The organism is Lawsonibacter sp. LCP25S3_E2 (genome assembly GCF_052117285.1).
Lineage (GTDB): Bacteria > Bacillota > Clostridia > Oscillospirales > Oscillospiraceae > Lawsonibacter.
In genome coordinates, this window is the sequence record NZ_JBQKJL010000006.1 from 67,748 (window position 1) to 86,812 (window position 19,065).

Sequence of the window (19,065 nt, forward strand, 5' to 3'; positions counted from 1 at the left end):
CTTGCTGGGTGCTCTCACCTGAACTGCGGGGGCCTACCGGGCCTATGGGCCCTCAAGGCGAGATTGGCCCAACAGGTCCTGCAGGAGCTACTGGACCCCAGGGAGAGCCAGGGGAGACAGGTACGCCTGGCCCCACCGGTCCCCAGGGAGAAACTGGTCCCACCGGACCTACTGGGCCGCCTGGCCCCGATGGGCGTACAGGCATCGCAGGAGAGGATGGTCCCACCGGCCCCACCGGTCCCCAGGGAGAAACTGGTCCCACCGGACCTACCGGGCCGCCTGGCCCTGATGGGCGTACAGGCATCGCAGGAGAGGATGGTCCCACCGGACCTACCGGCCCCCAGGGGGAGATGGGCCTTACCGGACCTACCGGCCCCCAGGGGGAGATGGGCCTTACCGGACCTACCGGGCCCCAGGGGGAAATGGGTCCTACCGGACCGACTGGTCCCCAGGGAGTGATTGGTCCCACCGGGCCAACAGGTCTCCAGGGGCAAACCGGTCCAACTGGCCCAACTGGTCCCCAGGGAATACCAGGTGGCGCGGGTCCGCAGGGGGAGGTCGGACCCACCGGCCCTGCAGGAGAGGCTCCACAGGACAGCTTTGCCTCCTTCCTCAACACCCAATATCCCATGAGCAACGGCACTCAGATCGTCCTGCTGCCCGATGTGAGGGACACTACGGGAAATATCACGCAGCCGGATGTGACAAAAATTGGTCTGGCACCGGGCTATTATCTCATCTCCTATAAAGTTTCCTGTCTCTTTCGTCAGGCCAGCTATATGCAGGTTACCCCATTTTATAATGGTACCTCTCATCTGGAGACTGGAATCTATTTTGCTACCAGCACGGAGGGTTCCAGTGCCTGCGGTTCGGCCTATCTTATTCTTCGTGCACCGACAGCCACGCAGTTCAGCCTAACCTTCACCAGTTCCAGCAGTGCCACGGACGGGGAGATCAACGTGACGGTTTTGAAGCTGAACCGGCCCCTTTGAGGGAAACGAAAAAGGGGACGCTGGCCGGAGAGCGGCGTACCAAACCGGCCTTCTGGCCGGCGGCGCTTTTGCGCCATAAATTCGGAGCGGAGAATTGCGCAGGGGTGGCTCTGCCGACCTCGAGCATTTCAATCCCGGAAGGGTGAAGGCGGCAAAGCCGCCGAAACCCAAAAAGAAAGACACGCTAAAAAGCGTGTCTTTCTTTTTGGTGGACACCCTGCTTCCAAATCCGAACCGTTTATATTGTCTAAAGTGATTGTTTCCGTTCCGTCTTGATAGTTAAAGGTCAGAATGATTTTATCATCGTACACATAAACCGCATTGACAAAGCTATCAATCAAGCGTTGCCGCTGCTCCTGCTTGGTGGTATCAATGGCGCGGAAGCGTTGCAGGAAAAATAAAATCTGCTCTTTGCTAAGGTGCGGTTTTTGAAGTTCTTCCTGTAAGATGCTGACTGTCAACTGCTCCTTGGTGGCTTCCAGTTCCTCCAACCGCTGTTTTGTAGACACGGTGAAAATTCCTTGCTGAATGGCGTTCAACATATTTTGTATGCCTTGCTCGGTCTGCGCCAACTGCGCCTTTAGAACGGGCAGAGAGGTATTTTCCCGCGCTTGTACATCAAGCACCATACTTGCGATTGCGTTAAGCGTTGTATCATCAAATATCATTTGCATGGTACGCTCGACCACCAGATTTTCTATCCAGTCCTTTTTTACCGCCTTTTTAGTACAGCCAGTTTTCCGCTTTGCGCTTCCGCATTTGTAATAGTAGTGCTTCTTCCCGGTATGGCTCGTACCGCTTTCGCCTACCATCAGCCGCCCACACTTGCCGCAAAACAGCTTCGTTGTCAGCAAAAAGGCTTCATCCGCTTTACTCATAGCCGGGGCGCGTTTGTTCCGTGCTATGCGTGCTTGTACCCGGTCAAATAGTTCCTGCGGAACAATGGCGGGAACGCCGCCGGGGATAACTACATCTTGATACCGATACTCGCCTATGTACTTTCTGTTTTTCAAGATGGCGTTGAAGCTGCCTAAACTGTACGGCTTGTTGTGCTTGGTCTGCAACCCTCGCTCATTGAGAGATTCCACGATAGCGCGGACGGTTTCGCCATCGGCATAGCGGGTGAAAATCTCCAACACCACGGGCGCGGTCATGGGGTCAACCGCCAATCGTTTATCACTTCCCAACACATACCCCAACGGAATACCGCCGCCGTTGTTCAACCCCTTTAGGGCGTTTTCTTTCTGCCCTCGGTGTATCTTCTCGGACAGTTCAACGGAATAAAACTCGGCGTACCCCTCTAACAGACTTTCCAGCAAAATACCAGTGCTGTCCTCTGCAATAGCCTCTTTTGCCGATACCACCTTAACACCGTTTTTCTTCAAAATGGCTTTGTAGTGGGCGCTGTCATAGCGGTTTCTGGCGAACCTGTCCAACTTCCAAACAAGGACAATATCGAACAGGCCGTTTGCGCTGTCCTTAATCATGCGCTGGAAATCCGGGCGGTTATCTGTTTTCGCGGACAATGCACGGTCAATATAGGTGCTTAACACCGTTATGCCGTTGCGCTCGGCGTATTCCTTGCACTCCCGAAGCTGCCCCTCTATGCTTTCCTCACGCTGACTGTCGGAAGAATAGCGGGCGTAAATTACAGCTTTCATATCTGCACAACCTTTCGTTACTCTGTGGGTGGCTTGCCCGCCTCACTGGTGGGCGTTTCCCTTGATGTCCTGCCATTCAAAAATCTCCGTTTGTCAAGGTCTGGCACAGCCAGTTCATTTTAACCTTGACGGGCGGAGATCTTTTGAATATTCTCCGCAAGGGGAAACTCCCGCCCTATTTTCGCTGTTCCTCTAATAGCTTTGTCAGCGTTTCCCGCAGTTTTTCACTGACCGGGGAAGTCGGGTCAAAGCACATATCTACAAACTGCCGTAGTTCCTTGTTGTCCTGTGTAATGGCTTCCACCACTTTCGGCTTATGCTCGTATAGCTTTCCCTCTGGCTGCTCCGTTCTGGCAAAGATATAATCCAAAGAAACATCAAAAAAATCGGCATACCACCGCAAAATCTTTAGCGGCGGGGAGGACTGTCCGTTTTCATAGCGGTTCACACTGGCCTGTGTTGCGCCCATCAGCGCGGCCAATTTAGCCTGCGACAAGCCGACACTTTCTCGCAGAGATTTAAGCCGCTGCGCTACCTCTTGCATAGTCAACACTCCTTTCTTGTTTTATTGTGATACAATATACGAGTTAAATAGTCAACACGAATATAGCATAAAACGAGGCGGTCAGAATAAATACTCTGACCGCCTCTGAAACAATAAAGGCTTATTTAGAAAATGCCCGGTACAGGAAGGTCACAATCTGGGCGCGGGTGCAAGTGGTATCGGGAGAGAATATGGTTTTGCTCGTGCCGCTTGTCACACCTTGTTCAACCGCCCAGTCAACAGCGGGTGCATAAATCGTTGTAGTGGCTACATCTGTAAAGCTACTGCTTTTTGCCGCAGCGGGGAAGCCTGCCGCACGCCAGATATAAAGAACCGCCGAACTACGGGTACAAGGGGTGTTTCCATTGAAAACAGTGCTATCTCTGGAAACGATATTATTTTCTTTCGCCCACAACGCGGCCTTATAAAAATAGTCGCTTTCCTTTATGTCGGTGAATGTGTTCGTCTTGCTAGTCGGTTCGGGCGAACCCTGTGACCGCCAGAGGAAAGTCAAAATCTGCGCCGTGGTGCAGGTGCTATTCGGGGAGAAGGTCGTTTTAGATGTTCCCGCTGTGATACCCTTATCGACTGCCCAAGCCACCGAGTTCGCGTAATAGGCGTTGGCGGCTACATCGGTAAAGGTCTGGCCGGTGGGCGTGCTGGGTTTGCTCGGAGTGCTCGGAGTGGATTTTGAAGTGAATGGACTGCCCGCCGTTTCGTCCCATGGAACAAAGAAAGCAATCATGCCGTTATTGACCGCATCGCTTGTCAAATATCCAGTCGATTCATCGATTGCGCCGCCCGATGTGCAGAAGTGCGCGGCTAAAAGACCTTGTGAACCATCTTCGTAGTCAAAAGACTTCCACGGGTAGCCGCCGCCGTCATCTTCATCGACTTTGCAGGCATCGCCTTCCTGAGTGAGCCACACGCCAAGCATAGAGTCGATCCAGCCGCCATTTGGAGCCGTAATAACCGTACCGGTAGAAACCGCATAAACAACGGATGTTTCCTCTTTGATTCGATTCAAAATGTAGCTGCTGCCCTGTATTGCTTCCAAATCCGAAACAGGAATGGTGTACAGGATGGGTTTTGAAAGCGTGTAAATGTTTCCAGATTTGTCAGTGACGGTGGTGTCTCCCGCTTTGTTTGCGGCAAATGCGGGGACAGTCAAACTGAAACAGAGTGCTAATGCGAGTGCGAGGGATAGGAATTTTTTCATTTTTCTTTCCTCCTAATTTGTGCGAAGTGGGGTTGCTACTTGTAGTCTAACATATATTTTTCAGTGACGCAATCATTTTATGTGAGGTTATACCTAATATACGCCTTTGGCAAATCGGGGAATACTTTCGTTCGACAGTGGCACACAAAATGAATGTTGTAGACAACACGAAGAATAAAGCGAGGCGGTCAGAATAAATACTCTGACCGCCTCTGAACTAACAAAGACTTATTTAGAAAATGCCCGGTACAGGAAGGTCACAATCTGGGCGCGGGTGCAAGTGGTATCGGGAGAGAATGTCGTTTTGCTTGTGCCGCTTGTCACACCTTGTTCAACCGCCCAATCAACAGCGGGAGCATAAATCGTTGTAGTGGCTACATCGGTAAAGCTGCTGCTTTTTGTCGCAGCGGGGAAGCCTGTCGCACGCCAGATATAAAGAACCGCCGAACTGCGAGTGCAAGGGGTATTTCCATTGAAAACAGTGCTATCTCTGGAAATGATATTATTTTCTTTCGCCCACAACGCGGCCTTATAAAAATAGTCGCTTTCCTTTATGTCGGTGAATGTGTTCGTCTTGCTAGTCGGTTCGGGTGAACCCTGTGACCGCCAGAGGAAAGTCAAAATCTGCGCCGTGGTGCAGGTGCTATTCGGGGAAAAGGTCGTTTTAGATGTTCCCGCTGTGATACCCTTATCGACTGCCCAGAGGACAGAATCTGCAAAATAATCTGTTTTCACTACATCGTTGAATCCGCCGACTTTTTCTGCCGTAACGCTGGGAGTGGGTGTCGGAGTAGGCTTAGGGGTAGAGGCGGAAGAAGATATTTTAGCGGTTATGCCTTTCAACTGAACCGGGGTAGTCTGCATTGCAAAGTCATAGGGGTCTTTGTCATTTCCGATTCCGTTCAAGTAACTGGAGCGCCCCCAGAGCCAAACAGAACCGTCTGTTTTAACCGCTGCCACGCTCAAATCGCCACAAGTGACCGCTGCAACACTATCCAACACTTTACAAGGCGTCAACTGGTATGGGATACCCTGTGAAGAGTAAAGCGTTCCACTATAGCCGTTGCCGACATTTCCGCTGCCATTTTCACCCCACATCCAAAGTGAACCATCCGCTTTTAAGGCAGCAGAAACAGATGGGTTGTTGCAAACCGAAACCGCATTGTCCATCACTTTGCAAGGTGTTTCATAGGTGCCCCAATTGACGGCTCCGTTTGCCATCTGTCCACTCGCATTAGCCCCCCATACCCAAAGAGAGCCATCCGTTTTGGCAACGGTTGTCACAAAACCGGTGCAATTTACGGAGCGAACATTTTCCATAACCTTAATCGGTACGGTTTGAAGTTCAGACCCGTCTACATTTTTCCCATAATATTCGTTGCATAATCTGGATTTAGAGCCCCACATCCAGAGAGAACCGTCCTTCGTAATTGCAGCCGTATTATGCCTGTCACAGCTGACAGCAACAACATTTTCCAAAACGCGGACAGGAATATCGGAATCGTTTGTAGTACCGTTTCCTAACTGCCCGACAAAATTTTTACCCCACATCCAGAGAGAGCCATCTTCTTTGATTGCGGCATAGGTATCATTATCATCAGACACACTGACAGAAACTACTCCGTCCATGATTTTTTTAGAAGTAAAGCGTTCAATATAGTTATAATTTTCATCATAGTAACTATATTTAAAAGTCCACAGTGAACCATCTGTTTTTACAACAGCGTGTTCCCACAACCCACAACTCACGGTGCGTACATTCTCCATAATTTTTGTGAACACCGGCGATGTCCCACGGTTTTCCAGTCCCAAATTTTGATAATTGGGGTCACTAATCCAAAGTACACCATTGGTATCTACAACCGCCAGTATGTCACTACCTAAGCTGATCGTATTTACTTGCCCCACCGTGGCAGAATCAGCGGCCAAGGCGGGAACGCTCATTCCCAAGCAAAGCACGAGGACAAGCGCAAGAGATAAAATACGCTTCTTCATCTTTCTTCCTCCCTAAATAAATATTTTGCCGAAGATTGCTGTTTTTAGTCTAACACATATTTTTCTTTTGTGCAATCGCTATTTATGAGGCGTTGCCTAACATACATTCCTAATGAATTTGGGTACACTTTCGTTAGGTGGTGGCTCACAAAATGGAACAGCTTGTATTCGACGAGGATATTTATAATACGATACGGCGTAATATTAAGAAATATCGTAAACAGCGCGGCTTAACGGCTGCGGAATTGGCAGAACGAATTGGACGCTCACATGACTTTATGCGACAGATTGAGAGTGAAAAGGTTGCCTACAATTTCAGCGTGGATACCTTTTATAGAATTTCCGTAGCTTTGGATGTTAGCCTAGATAAGTTAGTTAATAGAGAAAATTGAACAGAACGCAGCCCCTACGGATTAAGACCGTAGGGGCTGTCTTTTTTATTATTTACCGCCACATTCGTTATAGGCGTTTTCTAATAATCTCAAAACATTCTCATCTGTAATATAAAATTGAGATAGCAAAGCATATTCATCTTTTTCTGTTTCATCTAATAAGGCAGCTTCAGTTTTTTGCTTTTCCTCCCTTATCCATGCATCAATGATTTTATCTGGAACGCCCTTTTTCCTTAGTTGTTCTGCCTCGGTTTTGTTTTTCAAATAGTTAAAAAAGGACGCGTTTATTGAAATGAACGGTATTTCGTGTGAAGCAGCGTCCCCCAAAATCAATTTTCTCCGCTCTATAGATACATATTCACACAGCGTATCAAGTGTATTCTGTGCAGATGTACCATCATCGGCTAAACCACAAATGTAATCTGTACTTACATGGTAATGTCTTGCGATTTTTCCAGCTAACTCAAGTGAAAGTTTGCTCTTGCTCTGCTCAATATTTTGAATGGTGGCCTTCTTCTCGCCAATGGCTCCTGCAAGTTCCTCTTGCGACTCATTTTTCAGTTTCCTTAATTGCCGGAGCCGTATAACGATAATACTTTGTTGTTCATCTATGGTATTACTTTCTCGATAACTCGTAACGAGCACCTCCTTGTATCGTGAATTATACCATAAATCGCAGTATATGTCAATATATACGATAACAACATATTTTTACCGCAATTAGTGCTAAAAGATTTTTGTAGTAAGAAGTATGACAATGGTAGCAGGATGCGGTACAATAGATGACAGAAAGGAGGTGACAACATACGATGGAGCGAAAAAAAGAGATTAGTTCTATTCATCTTATCCCACTAATGGACGAGGGCCGACTGCTTCTCCTTTATGCCGACAAAGATGCGACCAGAAAATGGATGATGGGTAGAGAAGACGAGGCAAAGTTCACAGCACTTTGCATGGATTGCGCGGGAAGTGACTTTGACCGCCTTTCAATCATTCTGGAAGACGGTGTGCCTCGGAAAGTGGACATTTGCTAAAATGCGAAAAAATGTAGAAAGGAGGGTGTATCAGTCAGTTGCTTTCTGGAAGGTAGCGACTGAGGTGTGAAATCGGAGGCAGCTCCGCCGGGTGTTGGGCTGCCTCCTAAAATTTATTACAGGTTGTGGCTTATAAGTAAAACATTACAAATGTAATAAAAGCGGAAATGCAATAAAGCGTGAGGATGATATATGCCTTACAAACTTTCAGACGAAGGCCGACTACTTCTCATTTATGCCGACAAAGATGCAACCAGAAAATGGATGGCAGGTAGAGGAAACGATGCATTGTTCACAACATTTTTCATGGATTGCGCGAAAAGTGGTTTTGACTGCCTTTCAATCATTCTGGAAGACGGTGTGCCCCGGAAAGTGGACATTTGCTAAAATGCGAAAAAAGTGTGAAAAGGAGGGTGCATCAGTCAGTTGCTTTCTGGAAGGTAGCGACTGAGGTATGAAATCGGAGGCAGCTCCGCCGGGTGCTGCGCTGCCTCCTAAAATTTATTACAGATTGTGGTTTCTATAAAACAATGAAAAATATAACAAAAATAGAAATGCAATAAAATATAAGGAGGATATATGCCCTACAAAGTATCCGTTGACTTGGCTGCTGTGAATAGCAACCATAATTTTGCAATTTTGACAGGAAAATCACCGATATATTCATACGGAAGCGATGGCAAACGCACTTCCGAGGAACCTATCGGGGTTAAGCTGACTGTGGCGCTGCAAGGTGCGCGCCTTGCCCCTCTTACGGTCAAGTTTGACCATGACCCGCTGCCCAAAGTTACTGATGAAGAAATTGAGGAAGCTGTTATGAACTGTCAGCCCTTGTTTGTGCAGATTCCCGACTGTGCTGTGAGCCTTTTTTCCAGCAATGGTAGCGGTATCGGTATGACCGCTACCGCCCAGACCGCCCAGATCGTTACCCTCAACAGCAAATAAAAATATAGGGCAGACATAGGTTTTCCTATGTCTGCCCGGAAAGGAATTTTGCATGGAGCAAGTAAAAAATCTAATATTTCAAAATGATAATTTCACTTTCTATGCTGTTGTACTTGCCCTCACCCTGACTGTGGCTATCTGCCTTGTTCAAGTCATTCGTACTCCGCCGCTTTTGAAACGGCGCTTTGACCGCGCCGTGCGGCGCTGTGGCCTGCATAACGCGCAAAACGAATACCCTGTGCTTATCAGCGTCAAACGGGATAAGGACAAGCCTCATGGCTTGATTTTGAAGGTCAGAAATAAAGGACTGTCACTGCCGGATTTTAATAACCACTATGAGCGATTGAGGGTAGCTATGGGCGGAATTTTCCGCATGGAGTACGGGCGTAATATAAACTATACTCTTCTATTCTTTCTTCCACAAAAATATATTCGCCCCGCCTTGTTCACACCAGATGATTCGGCTTCTGGCAGTATTGATGTAAAACACATCATCAATATGCTCATCGTTGGCGCGACTGGCACAGGGAAAACCGTTGCCCTAAAAATCCTGCTTGCAAAAATTGCACGATTCCAGCCGGACGCGAAAATCTGGCTGCTTGATTTCAAGCAGTTTGACTTTCGCAATCTTTCGGACAAGCCCAGATATTATGGCTATGCAGACTGTTTGCAGGGCTTAGAAGATTACTATACGGCGTTCAAGCAGCAGCAGGAAAGCGGCACAGCAGGTGCGCCCCAATATCTTATCATTGATGAGTGGGGCAGCTTTCTTCTGTCCTTGGATAAGAAAACCGCCGAACAGGCAAAGGCAAGGCTCGCGGAGTTGCTCATGCTAGGGCGGGCATATCGCTTCTTTCCTATTATCGGAATCCAAAGACCGGACGCGGCTTATTTTGCCGGGGCGAGAGATAACTTTCAATGCTGCCTTGCCCTTGGCAATCTTAGTCGTGAGGGGCGGAGAATGCTGTTCCCGGATGAAGTTGCAGAATCCATTACACAGTGCAGCAAGCGCGAGGGGCATCTTTATATTGATGGCGTTGGTATCGAGAAAATCAGAATTGCAGAGGTGCAGAGCATGGATGCTTTGGACGAGGCGATTCAAGAGGCAATGAGCCGTTAAAACGGGCGGAGCGGGCGGCGAAGCAGTGCGAGAGCCGCCGAACCGCCCGCCGCCGCAGGCGGCTTAACTTGATATTTTATGAACATTGACAGAATCCCGGATGTGCGGCCAGACACGGCGGAAACGCCTGTGACGGTCAAACGATGCGGGAATGTGATTGAAGTTCGCTATATGCGTTCCACTCCATGTGCTGTCATTGAAAAGGTAAACGCCGACTTGTATGTTGATAAACGGACGGGCGAAGTCAAAGAGTTCTGTCATACAGAAAATCGGGCAGACAGCAAAGCCAGTGTTGCACAATCGCTCCGCAAGCTGCGCGACTTAATCAATGCCAATCTAACAGCCCCGGAAATGGCATTGTGGGTAACGCTGACATATAAAGAAAATATGCGGGATGAAAAGCGCGTCTACGAGGATTTCCGCCGTTTTTGGCAGCGGTTTCGGTACTATCTCAAAAAGCATGAATACCCTCCGGCGGAATACATCACAGCAGCAGAACCGCAGGGGCGGGGCGCATGGCATTTGCATTGTCTCTTTCTGTTCCCGGAGAAAGCACCGTTCATTCCTAATGCAGATATGGCGCGAATTTGGGGGCATGGATTTACCAAGACCAAAAGCCTACAAGGAATTGACAACCCCGGCTTATACCTAACCGCATATCTGGGCGATATGGAATTATCGGAAGCGCTCCGCGTCGGAAATGCAAAAGGACAGATAGCAGAGGCGGAAATAACAGACGCACAGGGCAAGCGCCAAAAGAAAGCAATTATCAAAGGGGCGCGGCTGCATCTGTACCCGCCCGGCTTTCATCTGTACCGGGCAAGCCGGGGTGTGAAAAGGCCGGAAATATGGCGGACAACGGAAGCCGAAGCGCAAGCATTGGTACACGGCGCACCGCTCACCTATGAAAAGACAATCTCCATTACCGATGAAGCCGGGGCAGTCAAGAACATTATCAACTATCGACAATATAATAGTGCCTCAAAGGAGGGAGGCCAGCTTGACACAGAGCAAGAAGCAATACCATCCCAAGATACCCGACTATGAATTAGAGGCAATCGCCCGCTGTCTGCTCCCAGATATGCAAAGCTATTTTGAAAGTGACGAGGGCAAACGGGCCTTTGCCGAATGGCAAGCACAGCAGCAAAAACAGGGTGATACTCCCAAATAACAGCGGCGGCAGTATGTGTACCACACATACCGCCGCCGTTTTGCTTTATACTATCTCGTCTAAATAAATGATAAATCCGAACCCATTCCCTATCGGAAAAAGGTTCGGATTATCTTGATTTGGTGGAGATAAGCGGGATCGAACCGCTGACCTCTTGAATGCCATTCAAGCGCTCTCCCCGTACAAGCGTGTAGCGAACCCCCTAAAAATGGGGGTGGAGAGAGTGCTTTTGGTACGCAGGAATGCTATTTAGTTATCCCAATTGGTGCACACGAATAAGTAATTGGCTGATATTGTCGTTTAGTTCTCATCTTCTTCTGATTTCTTTATTGCGATGAGTTGGGTCATAACATAATCTCCGTATTCAGTCAAAGTCCAATAATTCAATGTGTCTTTTACGCTGCGATTTCTTACACTTTTCATTATAAGTCCAAGGGCTTTATATTGGATTTTAATATTCTGAAACTCCTCGTTTTCGATAGAAAAGTCATAAAATCTACTATACCTTTTCTCTTTTAGTTCCTTTGATAATTCATCGGAAAGCAAGCCTTTAGCATACTCAACAATAGCATCTTTGATGACTGACTCTTTACATTCGATTACCATATAAGGTGCAATAATTGCAAACAAATCATTCCATGTTACTGTGACAAAATTTTTAATAGAATACCTACTATATTGGGGGGTATCTGCCTTATATCTTATGGTAATGTCAATGGTATCATCACCTTGAGATAGTTTATCGGTGCCTGCTGGAGCAGTCATTTTGCTTTTCTGAAGTTTTTGTTTTAGTTCGTCGTTTTCTTTTTGTAATCGCAGTATCTCTCTCATCGAGGCCTCATCAATGGCAGAATCGGCCCTAACCCAACCAACCGCTGGAAACTGTTTTATCAGTTTAACCATTGAACGGGAGACCACGCTTCCTAATTCATCGGGTGAACTCCAATATCGAACCATCTTTTTCTGTACTAGTTCTCTAAAATGCTCTAACTTTTCTTTGCCCTCGTCAGTCTTTTCTGTAAACGCCGATTTAATTTCTCCAGGATTTTTATGTAGGAAAGCAATTATAGGCTTGTTAGTTTCAATTGCATATCTATACTCCATTTCTGTGTAACTCATGCCTTCATCATTCGTTGAACCATACCGCCCACCAATAATAACAATATAATAATCACTATCATCAATTACGCGCTTAATTAACGACCATTGATCTTCATTTGATGCAGGAAAAAGTTCCATACCAGCCGGAATACAATCCAATTCCAGCAACGCCTGCATAACTTCACGACGTTCCTCTTGTAAATCTTCATAAGTTGAACTCACAAAGACTTGAAATCTTTTATCCATTTTAATTCTCCATACTTATTCCAGAAAATCTTGATTATATCGCAATGATAGCCACTTAACTCATGTCCATCCACAATAAGTTAAGCTGTAAATTACAAATTATCCATCAAGCCTTTAGAGGGAATCGAGGCTTTTTGAAAGGCATTTCGTATGGTCTTAGCCTGTCTTTCACCCTGCTTTGCTATCCGGCTAATTATTTCTTGACTATTTCGAAGCTGATCAGTCGAAATTGATACTTTTACTGCGGTTCCATGAAAGCGTGTTTCACCCACACGGCTCTCCCGACCCTTTTGTAACCATATAGCCTCACCCGGCTCTTTTCCAATTGTTATGCTGTCAGAAATGGACTTAAAGAAGGCCATATGAGATGCGTACGATATTGCATCTTTAGACGAATTCGGTGTAATTCTAAACGGAAATTCTAAATATTGCTTTCGGAATTGTTTAATTGCAGTTGCGGTGAAAAGCATACCAAAAGGACGAGCCCACTTAAAATTGGCGTAAAAATCAAACGGCTCATCTACGACAATTTCATGCAGTTCTTTAGAGAATCGCAGAGCACCTTGACTCGATAAGTCGTTAATTTCGTATTGCATATTATCCTCCTAGAACAAAAAATAATTTTTGTCACGAAGTTCTTATCTCAAAAAGCTGTCAGCAATATCGTCATCACTTAAACCACCGTAATGTGTTAATTATATCACCTTCCAAAAGAATACGCTACCAGAACGGGACTAAAAGTGGCGTTATTGATAAATCAATGTCAGAAAGGAGTGATACCCCCCGCAGGCCAGCCATTGGGCTGGCTTTTTTCATGTCATCACGAAGGAGGTTAGCAAATGGCAGATGACAAACTGAACGCAGGCACGAAAGATAATACGCCACCGGAGGCAGCCGCTCCTGCCGGAAAGGTCATTGACCTTTCCAGTATCCAGGCTGCTACCGATCATGACGGTAAGGAATCCACTGCTCCCGATGTGACCGCCAGACCCCTGGAGGCAGTCCCCGATCAGAAGCGCCGGGGCCGTCCCCCGAAAGAGCAGGCTGGAGTGTCTGCGGGGAAAAAGGAGAAAGCGGCGGAGCCCCGCACAGGCCGCCCGTCTAAGGTTGACAAGGCGGCCCGTGAGGAGGCCCCGCCCTCTGTCCGGGACAAAGTGTCCAGAGGTAAGAAAGCTGACAAGGGCAAGGAAACGGGCTCCGGCGGTGCGCCTGTGTCTAAATCCGCTAAGGCGGTAAAGCCGGGCAAGGCCGCTCCCGTCAAGGAGGCGGCAGTCCCGCCGCCGGAGATCAATCTGCCGCCTACGCCTGACGTGCCGCCCCGCCCGGTGGAAGAGGGAAAAATCGTCTATCTGAAAATGGCGGAGCTTCATCCGTTCCATACATTCCGGGAGCACCCCTACAAGGTGCAGGACGATAAGGCGATGGACGATCTGGTGGGGACGATCAAGGAACACGGCATTACCGCACTTGTCAGCACATATAGCGTCACAGCAATAGCAGCTTATGGAGTAACGGGAAAGCTGGAAACCATCCTATTTTATCCCGCGATGGCATTGAACATGGTCTTGACTACCATTATCGGACAATGTGTCGGTGGTACACGTTATGATCGGGCCAAGGATTATTTGAAATGTGCATTGGGGTACGGCTGTGGTCTGCTTATAATTCTTTCTGCTCTGGTAGTCGGATTTTCAAGACAGCTTTCCGGGCTATTCGTGAAGAGCGATGCTGTGGCGGCCATTGTCGGAACTTATTTTCTGATTATCAGCGTAGGGTACGTTCTGAATACGGTTACAAACTGCTATCTTGGTGCCCTTAATGGTATGGGAAAGCCCTCAAAAAGTATGTTTCTGATGATCTTTTATTACATTGTAGTTCGGATGCCTCTGGCCTATTTACTTTCCTATCTGGGTTTTGGCCTAAATGGAATTTGGGTTGCAGTTCTGGTCAGTCATGTGGTGGCCAGTGTCGCTGCAGGCATCTCTGCAACTATTACTTTCAAAAAGCGGACAAGTACAACCTAAGTCAATTTCATTTGGTAAGTGCAACTGTCCGGCGGCGGTAAATAAAAAAAACCGCCATTGGGACAGTTGGTTTTGTGCGCTCAAATTTCATTTCAACGGCGGTTCATAACGAACCGCCGTTTCTTATCATAGCGGCGGTGTCCAGGAGGTATCGCCGTGTTCTTTCTCTATCCCCCTAACCTGTCAAAAAAAGCCCACCCGCCCAACAGGATCAGTCCGGCAGTAAATATGCAATTTGGCAGTACATAAATGACGATGTAATTTCATGCGCTTGCGTGGCCTTGTGTCGCGCAGGCGCATTTTGTTTGTCCGACTTCTGGACACTTTGTCCAGAGGTGCGGGGCGGCTTCCCAGGGTGCCGCTCCCCGCCGGGCCCCATTTTGTTTCCGCTCAATCCATCAACCGAAACAAAATGGAGGACAAGCTATGACAACGATCAATCTGAAAGATTTTTATTATTGGTACTTAACGGACGAACTGGTGGAGGTGCCTGACGAGGTAGCCGAGGAACTCATGGCCAGCAAGCGGCGCGAGGCCGCTCATGCGGAACGGGTGCGCTACAACAAGGCTTATTATTCCCTGGACTGTGACGATGGGATCGAATACTCCGCCTGCCTGCACGAACCCAGCCCCCAGGAGCTCATGGATCGCAAGGAGCTGTTTTTCCGGCTGTGGAACGCCCTCAACTCCCTGCCGGAGATCCAGGGCCGCCGGGTGGACGCTTATTTGATCCTGGGAAAGAGCTACCGTCAGATTGCCCGCGAGGAGGGCGTGGACAAGAGCGCCGTCCGGCACTCGGTGGAGAGCGGTATCAAGCAGATGAAAAAATATTTGCAGGAAAATTTCTAATTGCCATCTCCATTTGGCCCCTTTTTTCTGGTGGTATATGAGAGGAGGTTCCTCTCCGCAAAGGGACACCGGGGCCCCGATATAGAGCGGGGAGCTCAGCGGCGGGTGTCTGACACCAGCACCGCAAGTGGGACAGGCCATCCCACGGCCACGATCCGCCGGGTCAGGCTGGCTGTCTGACCGTCCGGGCCGCCGCCCCTTTGCGCGGGGCCGTCGCGCCGAGTATCGCTGTCTAACGACAGGCCAAGGAAATGAGCGCGGCGGCCCCATCTTTAGACCTATGGACACTTTGTCCAGAAGCGAGGCAAGGAACAAGGCCAGCATCAGAAACGGTGCTGGCCCTGTTCGGTTCCCCACGGGACAAAGGGGAGTTTGTTCGTGTCAGTCCATCCATGAGAGAGGAGGCTGTATATGCCAAAGGCAAATGCTGTTTTTGTCATTGATGGGTTTGAAATATCCGCCACCTTTGCTGAGTCACAAAACATGGCGGCTATTGGGCAGGTCAAGCAGATTTTGCTCTCGTCCTTTGTGGCGCAGACCTCATCCACCCGGCCCGGAGTCATCCTTGTCAAGCCCTCGGAACAGAGGGATAATAATGGTGGGGGTAGTCCCTATGTACCTTGACAAGTTCAAAATCCTGCGTACAAAAAGCCTCTTTTCACCTGCCAAAATGACATTTGAAAGGATGGCTTATATATGGAAAATCAAATGATAACTGGCACTCGCGTTGATTGTTTATATCGGGTGTCTACCGACAAGCAGGTGGATCATAACGATAAAAACCAGGCCGACATTCCCATGCAGCGGAAAGCCTGCCACGCCTTTTGTGAGAAAATGGGCTGGACGATTGTTCACGAGGAACAGGAGGACGGCGTTTCCGGTCACAAGGTACGGGCGGAAAACCGGGACAAGCTGCAAATCATCAAGGAACGGGCCCGGCAGGGCAAGTTTGATATTCTGCTGGTGTTCATGTTTGACCGCATCGGGCGGATCGCAGACGAAACGCCCTTTGTGGTGGAATGGTTCGTCAAGAACGGTGTCCGGGTCTGGAGCACCCAGGAGGGTGAGCAGCGGTTTGACAACCACACCGACAAACTCACCAACTATATCCGCTTCTGGCAGGCGGACGGTGAAAGCGAAAAAACCTCCATCCGCACTAAAACCGCCCTGGGGCAGCTCGTGGAAGATGGAGGCTTCAAGGGCGGCGTTGCGCCCTATGGCTATGACCTTGTGAAAAGTGGGCGCGTGAATAAGCGCAAGCATGAGGTTTATGAGCTGGCGCTCAATGAAACCGAGGCCGCTGTTGTCCGCATTGTCTTTGACAAGTATGTGCATGAGGGCTATGGGGCCCAGCGGATCGCCACCTACTTAAACAAACTGGGCTACCGGGCCCGGAGCGGCAAGATGTGGCATCATGCCACCATTCGGGGCATCCTCTGTAACCTGACCTATACCGGCGTACTCCGTAGCGGGGAAAGCCGCTCCCCGGTGCTGCCCCACCTGCAAATCATCGAGCCGGAACTGTTTGAAGCGGCCCAGCGCATTCGTACCAACCGGGCCAATGAAACGGAGCGCACCGTTCCCCGCAACATTGCGGGCCAGTCGCTCCTGTCTGGGAATGTGTACTGCGGCCATTGTGGGGCCCGTCTCAACCTCACCACCAGCGGCAAGGCTTATCCCTGTAAAGAAGATCCCCACCGGGTCATCAAGCGGGTGCGGTACATCTGCTATGGCAAAACCCGCAAGCAGACCGAGTGTGACGGGCAGACGGGGTACACAGCCCATATTCTGGACGGGATCATTGATAAACTGGTGCGGCAAATCTTTGAGCGCATGAAGGCGATCCCGAAAAGCGAGATCGTCAACGCCCGCTACCGGGAAAAGATGGAGGAACGAAAAAATCTGCTCCGCTCCATTCGGGCCGATTACACCAAGGCAGCCGATGAGCTGGATATGCTCAAAGCGGAAGTCATCAAGGCTCTGCGAGGAGAAAGTGCCTTTTCCACAGACCTGCTGGGCTCTATGGTGTCCGAGGCTGAGGCCAAATGCGCCGAACTGCAAAAGCAGTTTGAGGACGCACAGGCTGCCTATGAGGAAGGGCAGACCGTTCTGCACTCCCTGGAGGAGCAGTACGATAATGTGATCTCCTGGGCGGATCTATATGACACGGCCAGCCTGGAGGCAAAGAAAATGATCGTCAACTGCCTGATCCGCCGGGTGGAGGTCTATCGGGACTATAAACTGCACATTGATTTCAACATTGATTTTACGCAGTTCAGCCTGGGACTGGACATTGTAGAAATCGCCGCATAAAACAAAAAACCCGTTTCCTTTCAGAAACGAGTTTCTTGCTTCACTCTCTGGTGATGGTGGAGATAAGCGGGATCGAACCGCTGACCTCTTGAATGCCATTCAAGCGCTCTCCCAGCTGAGCTATACCCCCATGTGGAAGAGAGTGAGTATTTAGTTTTTGTCGGGGTGCTGTTACACGCTTGTACCGCGCTCCCAGCTGAGCTATACCCCCGATTCACTTGTCGTGCGCCCTGTTTGGCGCTCAAGCAAGGGGTATTATACCAGCCTTTTTCGGAGCTGTCAACAGTTTTTTTCACATTTTCCACATTTTTTTACACAGAGCCCAACCTACCCTCTAGCGGGAGAGAACGAAGAGATTCTGGTCGGTGGTAAAGTTCTGGAAGGAGTAGAGGACCACCACCTGATCAATGTCATTCTGGGCCACATAGTCCTTCACGCTGGTGAGGTTATACCGGGGGTCAAAGAGGTGAATTTCAGAAAAACGTTCGGTGAGGAAGGGAGCCAGGGAGTCGGAGTAAGAGTCCCGGATCACCAGCACTTTGGGGGCATCCGTGTGCTCGGTCTCAATGACGCACAGGGATTGGTTGCCGCCCAGAAAGTAGGAGTACTTGTCCTTCTCGTTGAGGTAGCGGTCCACATAGAGGCTGCCCTCCTCCGGGCTGCCGGTGAACCAGGAAGTGACCTTTACACCGTCGCCGGAGACGTAGGTGTCAATGGAGTCGGGAGCCACCCAACGCACGCCTGAGGTGGAGAAGGTAGTGCCGTAAAACTCCGTGGTGACAGTGGTCTTCTCATAGTCGCTGAGATCCAGCGGCTCCAGACCCATGGCCTCCAGCAGGACGTTAGCCCCGTAGAAAGCCCCCAGGCTGGTCCAGTGGTGGTCGGTGCGGTAGTAGATATCCTCATCCTTGTGCTCCAGCAGAGCGCCGGACATATCCAGAGTCTGGGCTCCGGTGTTGAAATAAAACTCCTCGATCAAAGAAAGCTCATCGGCAGTGGGGGCCCCGGCAGGGAGCCGGTCGGACCACACGGCGGAAGAGGAGGGGATCAGACCCAGGTATACGGGCACAGACACATTGCCCACCAGGGCATCTACATAGGCAAGACGCTTGTCCAGCTCTTCCTGAGAGGGGGTGTTCACCCGGTTTAGAAGGGTGTCCTCCTTTCCAAAGTAAACTCCGTTATTCTCCTGCTTGCCGGAGAGGCGTTCGCTCCAGGCCTTCAGGGCCACCCAGAAGTCCCGGCCCACGATTTGGTCAGATACATATTCCTCGGCCCCTTCCATAAAGGTGCCATCGGTGAGGGTTCCCAACGTGAGCTTGGGGGGCTTTGCCAGGTAGCGGTTCTCCAGGGGAGAGAAGTTCCGGTCGGGGAGGACAGTGCTCACCAATAGCATGCCTCCCACGAACAGGCAGAAGATGGCGGTGATAAGTGAGTTGAATTTTTTCATCGTGTCGCC

General features: G+C 49.4%; 20 protein-coding genes and 1 tRNA gene. 12 read left to right on the forward strand and 9 right to left on the reverse strand.

Features of this window, described 5'->3' with window-relative positions; translation table 11 throughout:
* The first annotated feature begins 44 nt into the window (after positions 1-44).
* Positions 45-992: a collagen-like protein gene (locus ACTQ3R_RS07150; RefSeq protein WP_441778490.1), complete on the forward strand. Its 948-nt coding sequence runs from the start codon at positions 45-47 to the stop codon at positions 990-992.
* A gap of 128 nt (positions 993-1,120) precedes the next feature.
* Here ACTQ3R_RS07150 and ACTQ3R_RS07155 read toward each other — a convergent pair whose 3' ends face one another.
* The 4 genes from ACTQ3R_RS07155 to ACTQ3R_RS07170 all read right to left on the reverse strand — a co-directional run bounded on the left by ACTQ3R_RS07155 (position 1,121) and on the right by ACTQ3R_RS07170 (position 6,411).
* A complete protein-coding gene (locus ACTQ3R_RS07155) occupies positions 1,121-2,653 on the reverse strand; it encodes a recombinase family protein (protein ID WP_441778489.1) in 1,533 nt (510 codons plus the stop codon).
* Positions 2,654-2,828: 175 nt separating this feature from the next.
* Positions 2,829-3,197: a helix-turn-helix domain-containing protein gene (locus ACTQ3R_RS07160; protein ID WP_441778488.1), complete on the reverse strand. Its 369-nt coding sequence runs from the start codon at positions 3,195-3,197 to the stop codon at positions 2,829-2,831.
* 121 nt (positions 3,198-3,318) lie between these two features.
* The gene (locus ACTQ3R_RS07165; RefSeq protein WP_441778487.1) at positions 3,319-4,416 is read right to left on the reverse strand and encodes an S-layer homology domain-containing protein; all 1,098 of its coding nucleotides are present in this window, start codon (positions 4,414-4,416) and stop codon (positions 3,319-3,321) included.
* Between the two features lie 228 nt (positions 4,417-4,644).
* Positions 4,645-6,411 (reverse strand): S-layer homology domain-containing protein, encoded by a 1,767-nt coding sequence (locus ACTQ3R_RS07170; protein ID WP_441778486.1) that lies wholly within the window; start codon positions 6,409-6,411, stop codon positions 4,645-4,647.
* A gap of 152 nt (positions 6,412-6,563) precedes the next feature.
* Here ACTQ3R_RS07170 and ACTQ3R_RS07175 point away from each other — a divergent pair, with 152 nt between their 5' ends.
* Positions 6,564-6,803, forward strand: coding sequence for a helix-turn-helix transcriptional regulator (locus tag ACTQ3R_RS07175; RefSeq protein ID WP_441778485.1), 240 nt, complete (start codon positions 6,564-6,566; stop codon positions 6,801-6,803).
* A gap of 48 nt (positions 6,804-6,851) precedes the next feature.
* Here ACTQ3R_RS07175 and ACTQ3R_RS07180 read toward each other — a convergent pair whose 3' ends face one another.
* Complete coding sequence (locus ACTQ3R_RS07180) at positions 6,852-7,448, reverse strand: helix-turn-helix domain-containing protein (RefSeq protein ID WP_441778484.1); 597 nt, start codon at positions 7,446-7,448, stop codon at positions 6,852-6,854.
* A gap of 164 nt (positions 7,449-7,612) precedes the next feature.
* Here ACTQ3R_RS07180 and ACTQ3R_RS07185 point away from each other — a divergent pair, with 164 nt between their 5' ends.
* From ACTQ3R_RS07185 to ACTQ3R_RS07210, 6 genes are all read left to right on the forward strand, one after another.
* Positions 7,613-7,837: a hypothetical protein gene (locus ACTQ3R_RS07185; protein ID WP_441778483.1), complete on the forward strand. Its 225-nt coding sequence runs from the start codon at positions 7,613-7,615 to the stop codon at positions 7,835-7,837.
* Between the two features lie 192 nt (positions 7,838-8,029).
* The gene (locus ACTQ3R_RS07190) at positions 8,030-8,224 is read left to right on the forward strand and encodes a hypothetical protein (RefSeq protein WP_441778482.1); all 195 of its coding nucleotides are present in this window, start codon (positions 8,030-8,032) and stop codon (positions 8,222-8,224) included.
* Between the two features lie 192 nt (positions 8,225-8,416).
* Positions 8,417-8,782 carry a hypothetical protein gene (locus ACTQ3R_RS07195; RefSeq protein ID WP_441778481.1) on the forward strand — a complete coding sequence of 122 codons (366 nt, stop codon included), beginning with the start codon at positions 8,417-8,419 and terminating at the stop codon, positions 8,780-8,782.
* Between the two features lie 52 nt (positions 8,783-8,834).
* Positions 8,835-9,902, forward strand: coding sequence for an FtsK/SpoIIIE domain-containing protein (locus tag ACTQ3R_RS07200; protein ID WP_441778480.1), 1,068 nt, complete (start codon positions 8,835-8,837; stop codon positions 9,900-9,902).
* Between the two features lie 129 nt (positions 9,903-10,031).
* Entirely contained in the window at positions 10,032-10,949 is a 918-nt protein-coding gene (locus ACTQ3R_RS07205; RefSeq protein ID WP_441778479.1) for a rolling circle replication-associated protein, read from the forward strand.
* Positions 10,903-11,073 (forward strand): hypothetical protein, encoded by a 171-nt coding sequence (locus tag ACTQ3R_RS07210; RefSeq protein ID WP_441778478.1) that lies wholly within the window; start codon positions 10,903-10,905, stop codon positions 11,071-11,073. Before ACTQ3R_RS07205 ends, ACTQ3R_RS07210 begins: the two co-directional genes overlap by 47 nt.
* 300 nt (positions 11,074-11,373) lie before the next feature.
* On the opposite strand, the gene ACTQ3R_RS07215 is transcribed toward ACTQ3R_RS07210, so the two are convergent.
* Together ACTQ3R_RS07215 and ACTQ3R_RS07220 are read right to left on the reverse strand one after the other, a co-directional pair.
* Entirely contained in the window at positions 11,374-12,420 is a 1,047-nt protein-coding gene (locus ACTQ3R_RS07215; RefSeq protein WP_441778477.1) for a DUF4062 domain-containing protein, read from the reverse strand.
* Positions 12,421-12,512: 92 nt separating this feature from the next.
* A complete protein-coding gene (locus tag ACTQ3R_RS07220) occupies positions 12,513-13,016 on the reverse strand; it encodes a hypothetical protein (RefSeq protein ID WP_441778476.1) in 504 nt (167 codons plus the stop codon).
* A 243-nt stretch (positions 13,017-13,259) separates the two neighbouring features.
* On the opposite strand from ACTQ3R_RS07220, the gene ACTQ3R_RS07225 reads away from it, so the two are divergent.
* The 4 genes from ACTQ3R_RS07225 (at position 13,260) to ACTQ3R_RS07240 (ending at position 17,606) form a co-directional block, all read left to right on the forward strand.
* The gene (locus tag ACTQ3R_RS07225; protein WP_441778475.1) at positions 13,260-14,444 is read left to right on the forward strand and encodes an MATE family efflux transporter; all 1,185 of its coding nucleotides are present in this window, start codon (positions 13,260-13,262) and stop codon (positions 14,442-14,444) included.
* 426 nt (positions 14,445-14,870) lie between these two features.
* Complete coding sequence (locus ACTQ3R_RS07230; protein WP_333635468.1) at positions 14,871-15,293, forward strand: sigma-70 family RNA polymerase sigma factor; 423 nt, start codon at positions 14,871-14,873, stop codon at positions 15,291-15,293.
* A 411-nt stretch (positions 15,294-15,704) separates the two neighbouring features.
* Positions 15,705-15,917, forward strand: coding sequence for a hypothetical protein (locus ACTQ3R_RS07235; protein ID WP_441778474.1), 213 nt, complete (start codon positions 15,705-15,707; stop codon positions 15,915-15,917).
* 72 nt (positions 15,918-15,989) lie between these two features.
* A complete protein-coding gene (locus ACTQ3R_RS07240) occupies positions 15,990-17,606 on the forward strand; it encodes a recombinase family protein (protein WP_441778473.1) in 1,617 nt (538 codons plus the stop codon).
* A gap of 54 nt (positions 17,607-17,660) precedes the next feature.
* Here the strand turns inward: ACTQ3R_RS07240 and ACTQ3R_RS07245 are convergent.
* Positions 17,661-17,736 (reverse strand) — tRNA-Ala (locus tag ACTQ3R_RS07245).
* A gap of 204 nt (positions 17,737-17,940) precedes the next feature.
* Positions 17,941-19,056: a DHHW family protein gene (locus tag ACTQ3R_RS07250; RefSeq protein WP_441778472.1), complete on the reverse strand. Its 1,116-nt coding sequence runs from the start codon at positions 19,054-19,056 to the stop codon at positions 17,941-17,943.
* Positions 19,057-19,065 lie beyond the last annotated feature (9 nt).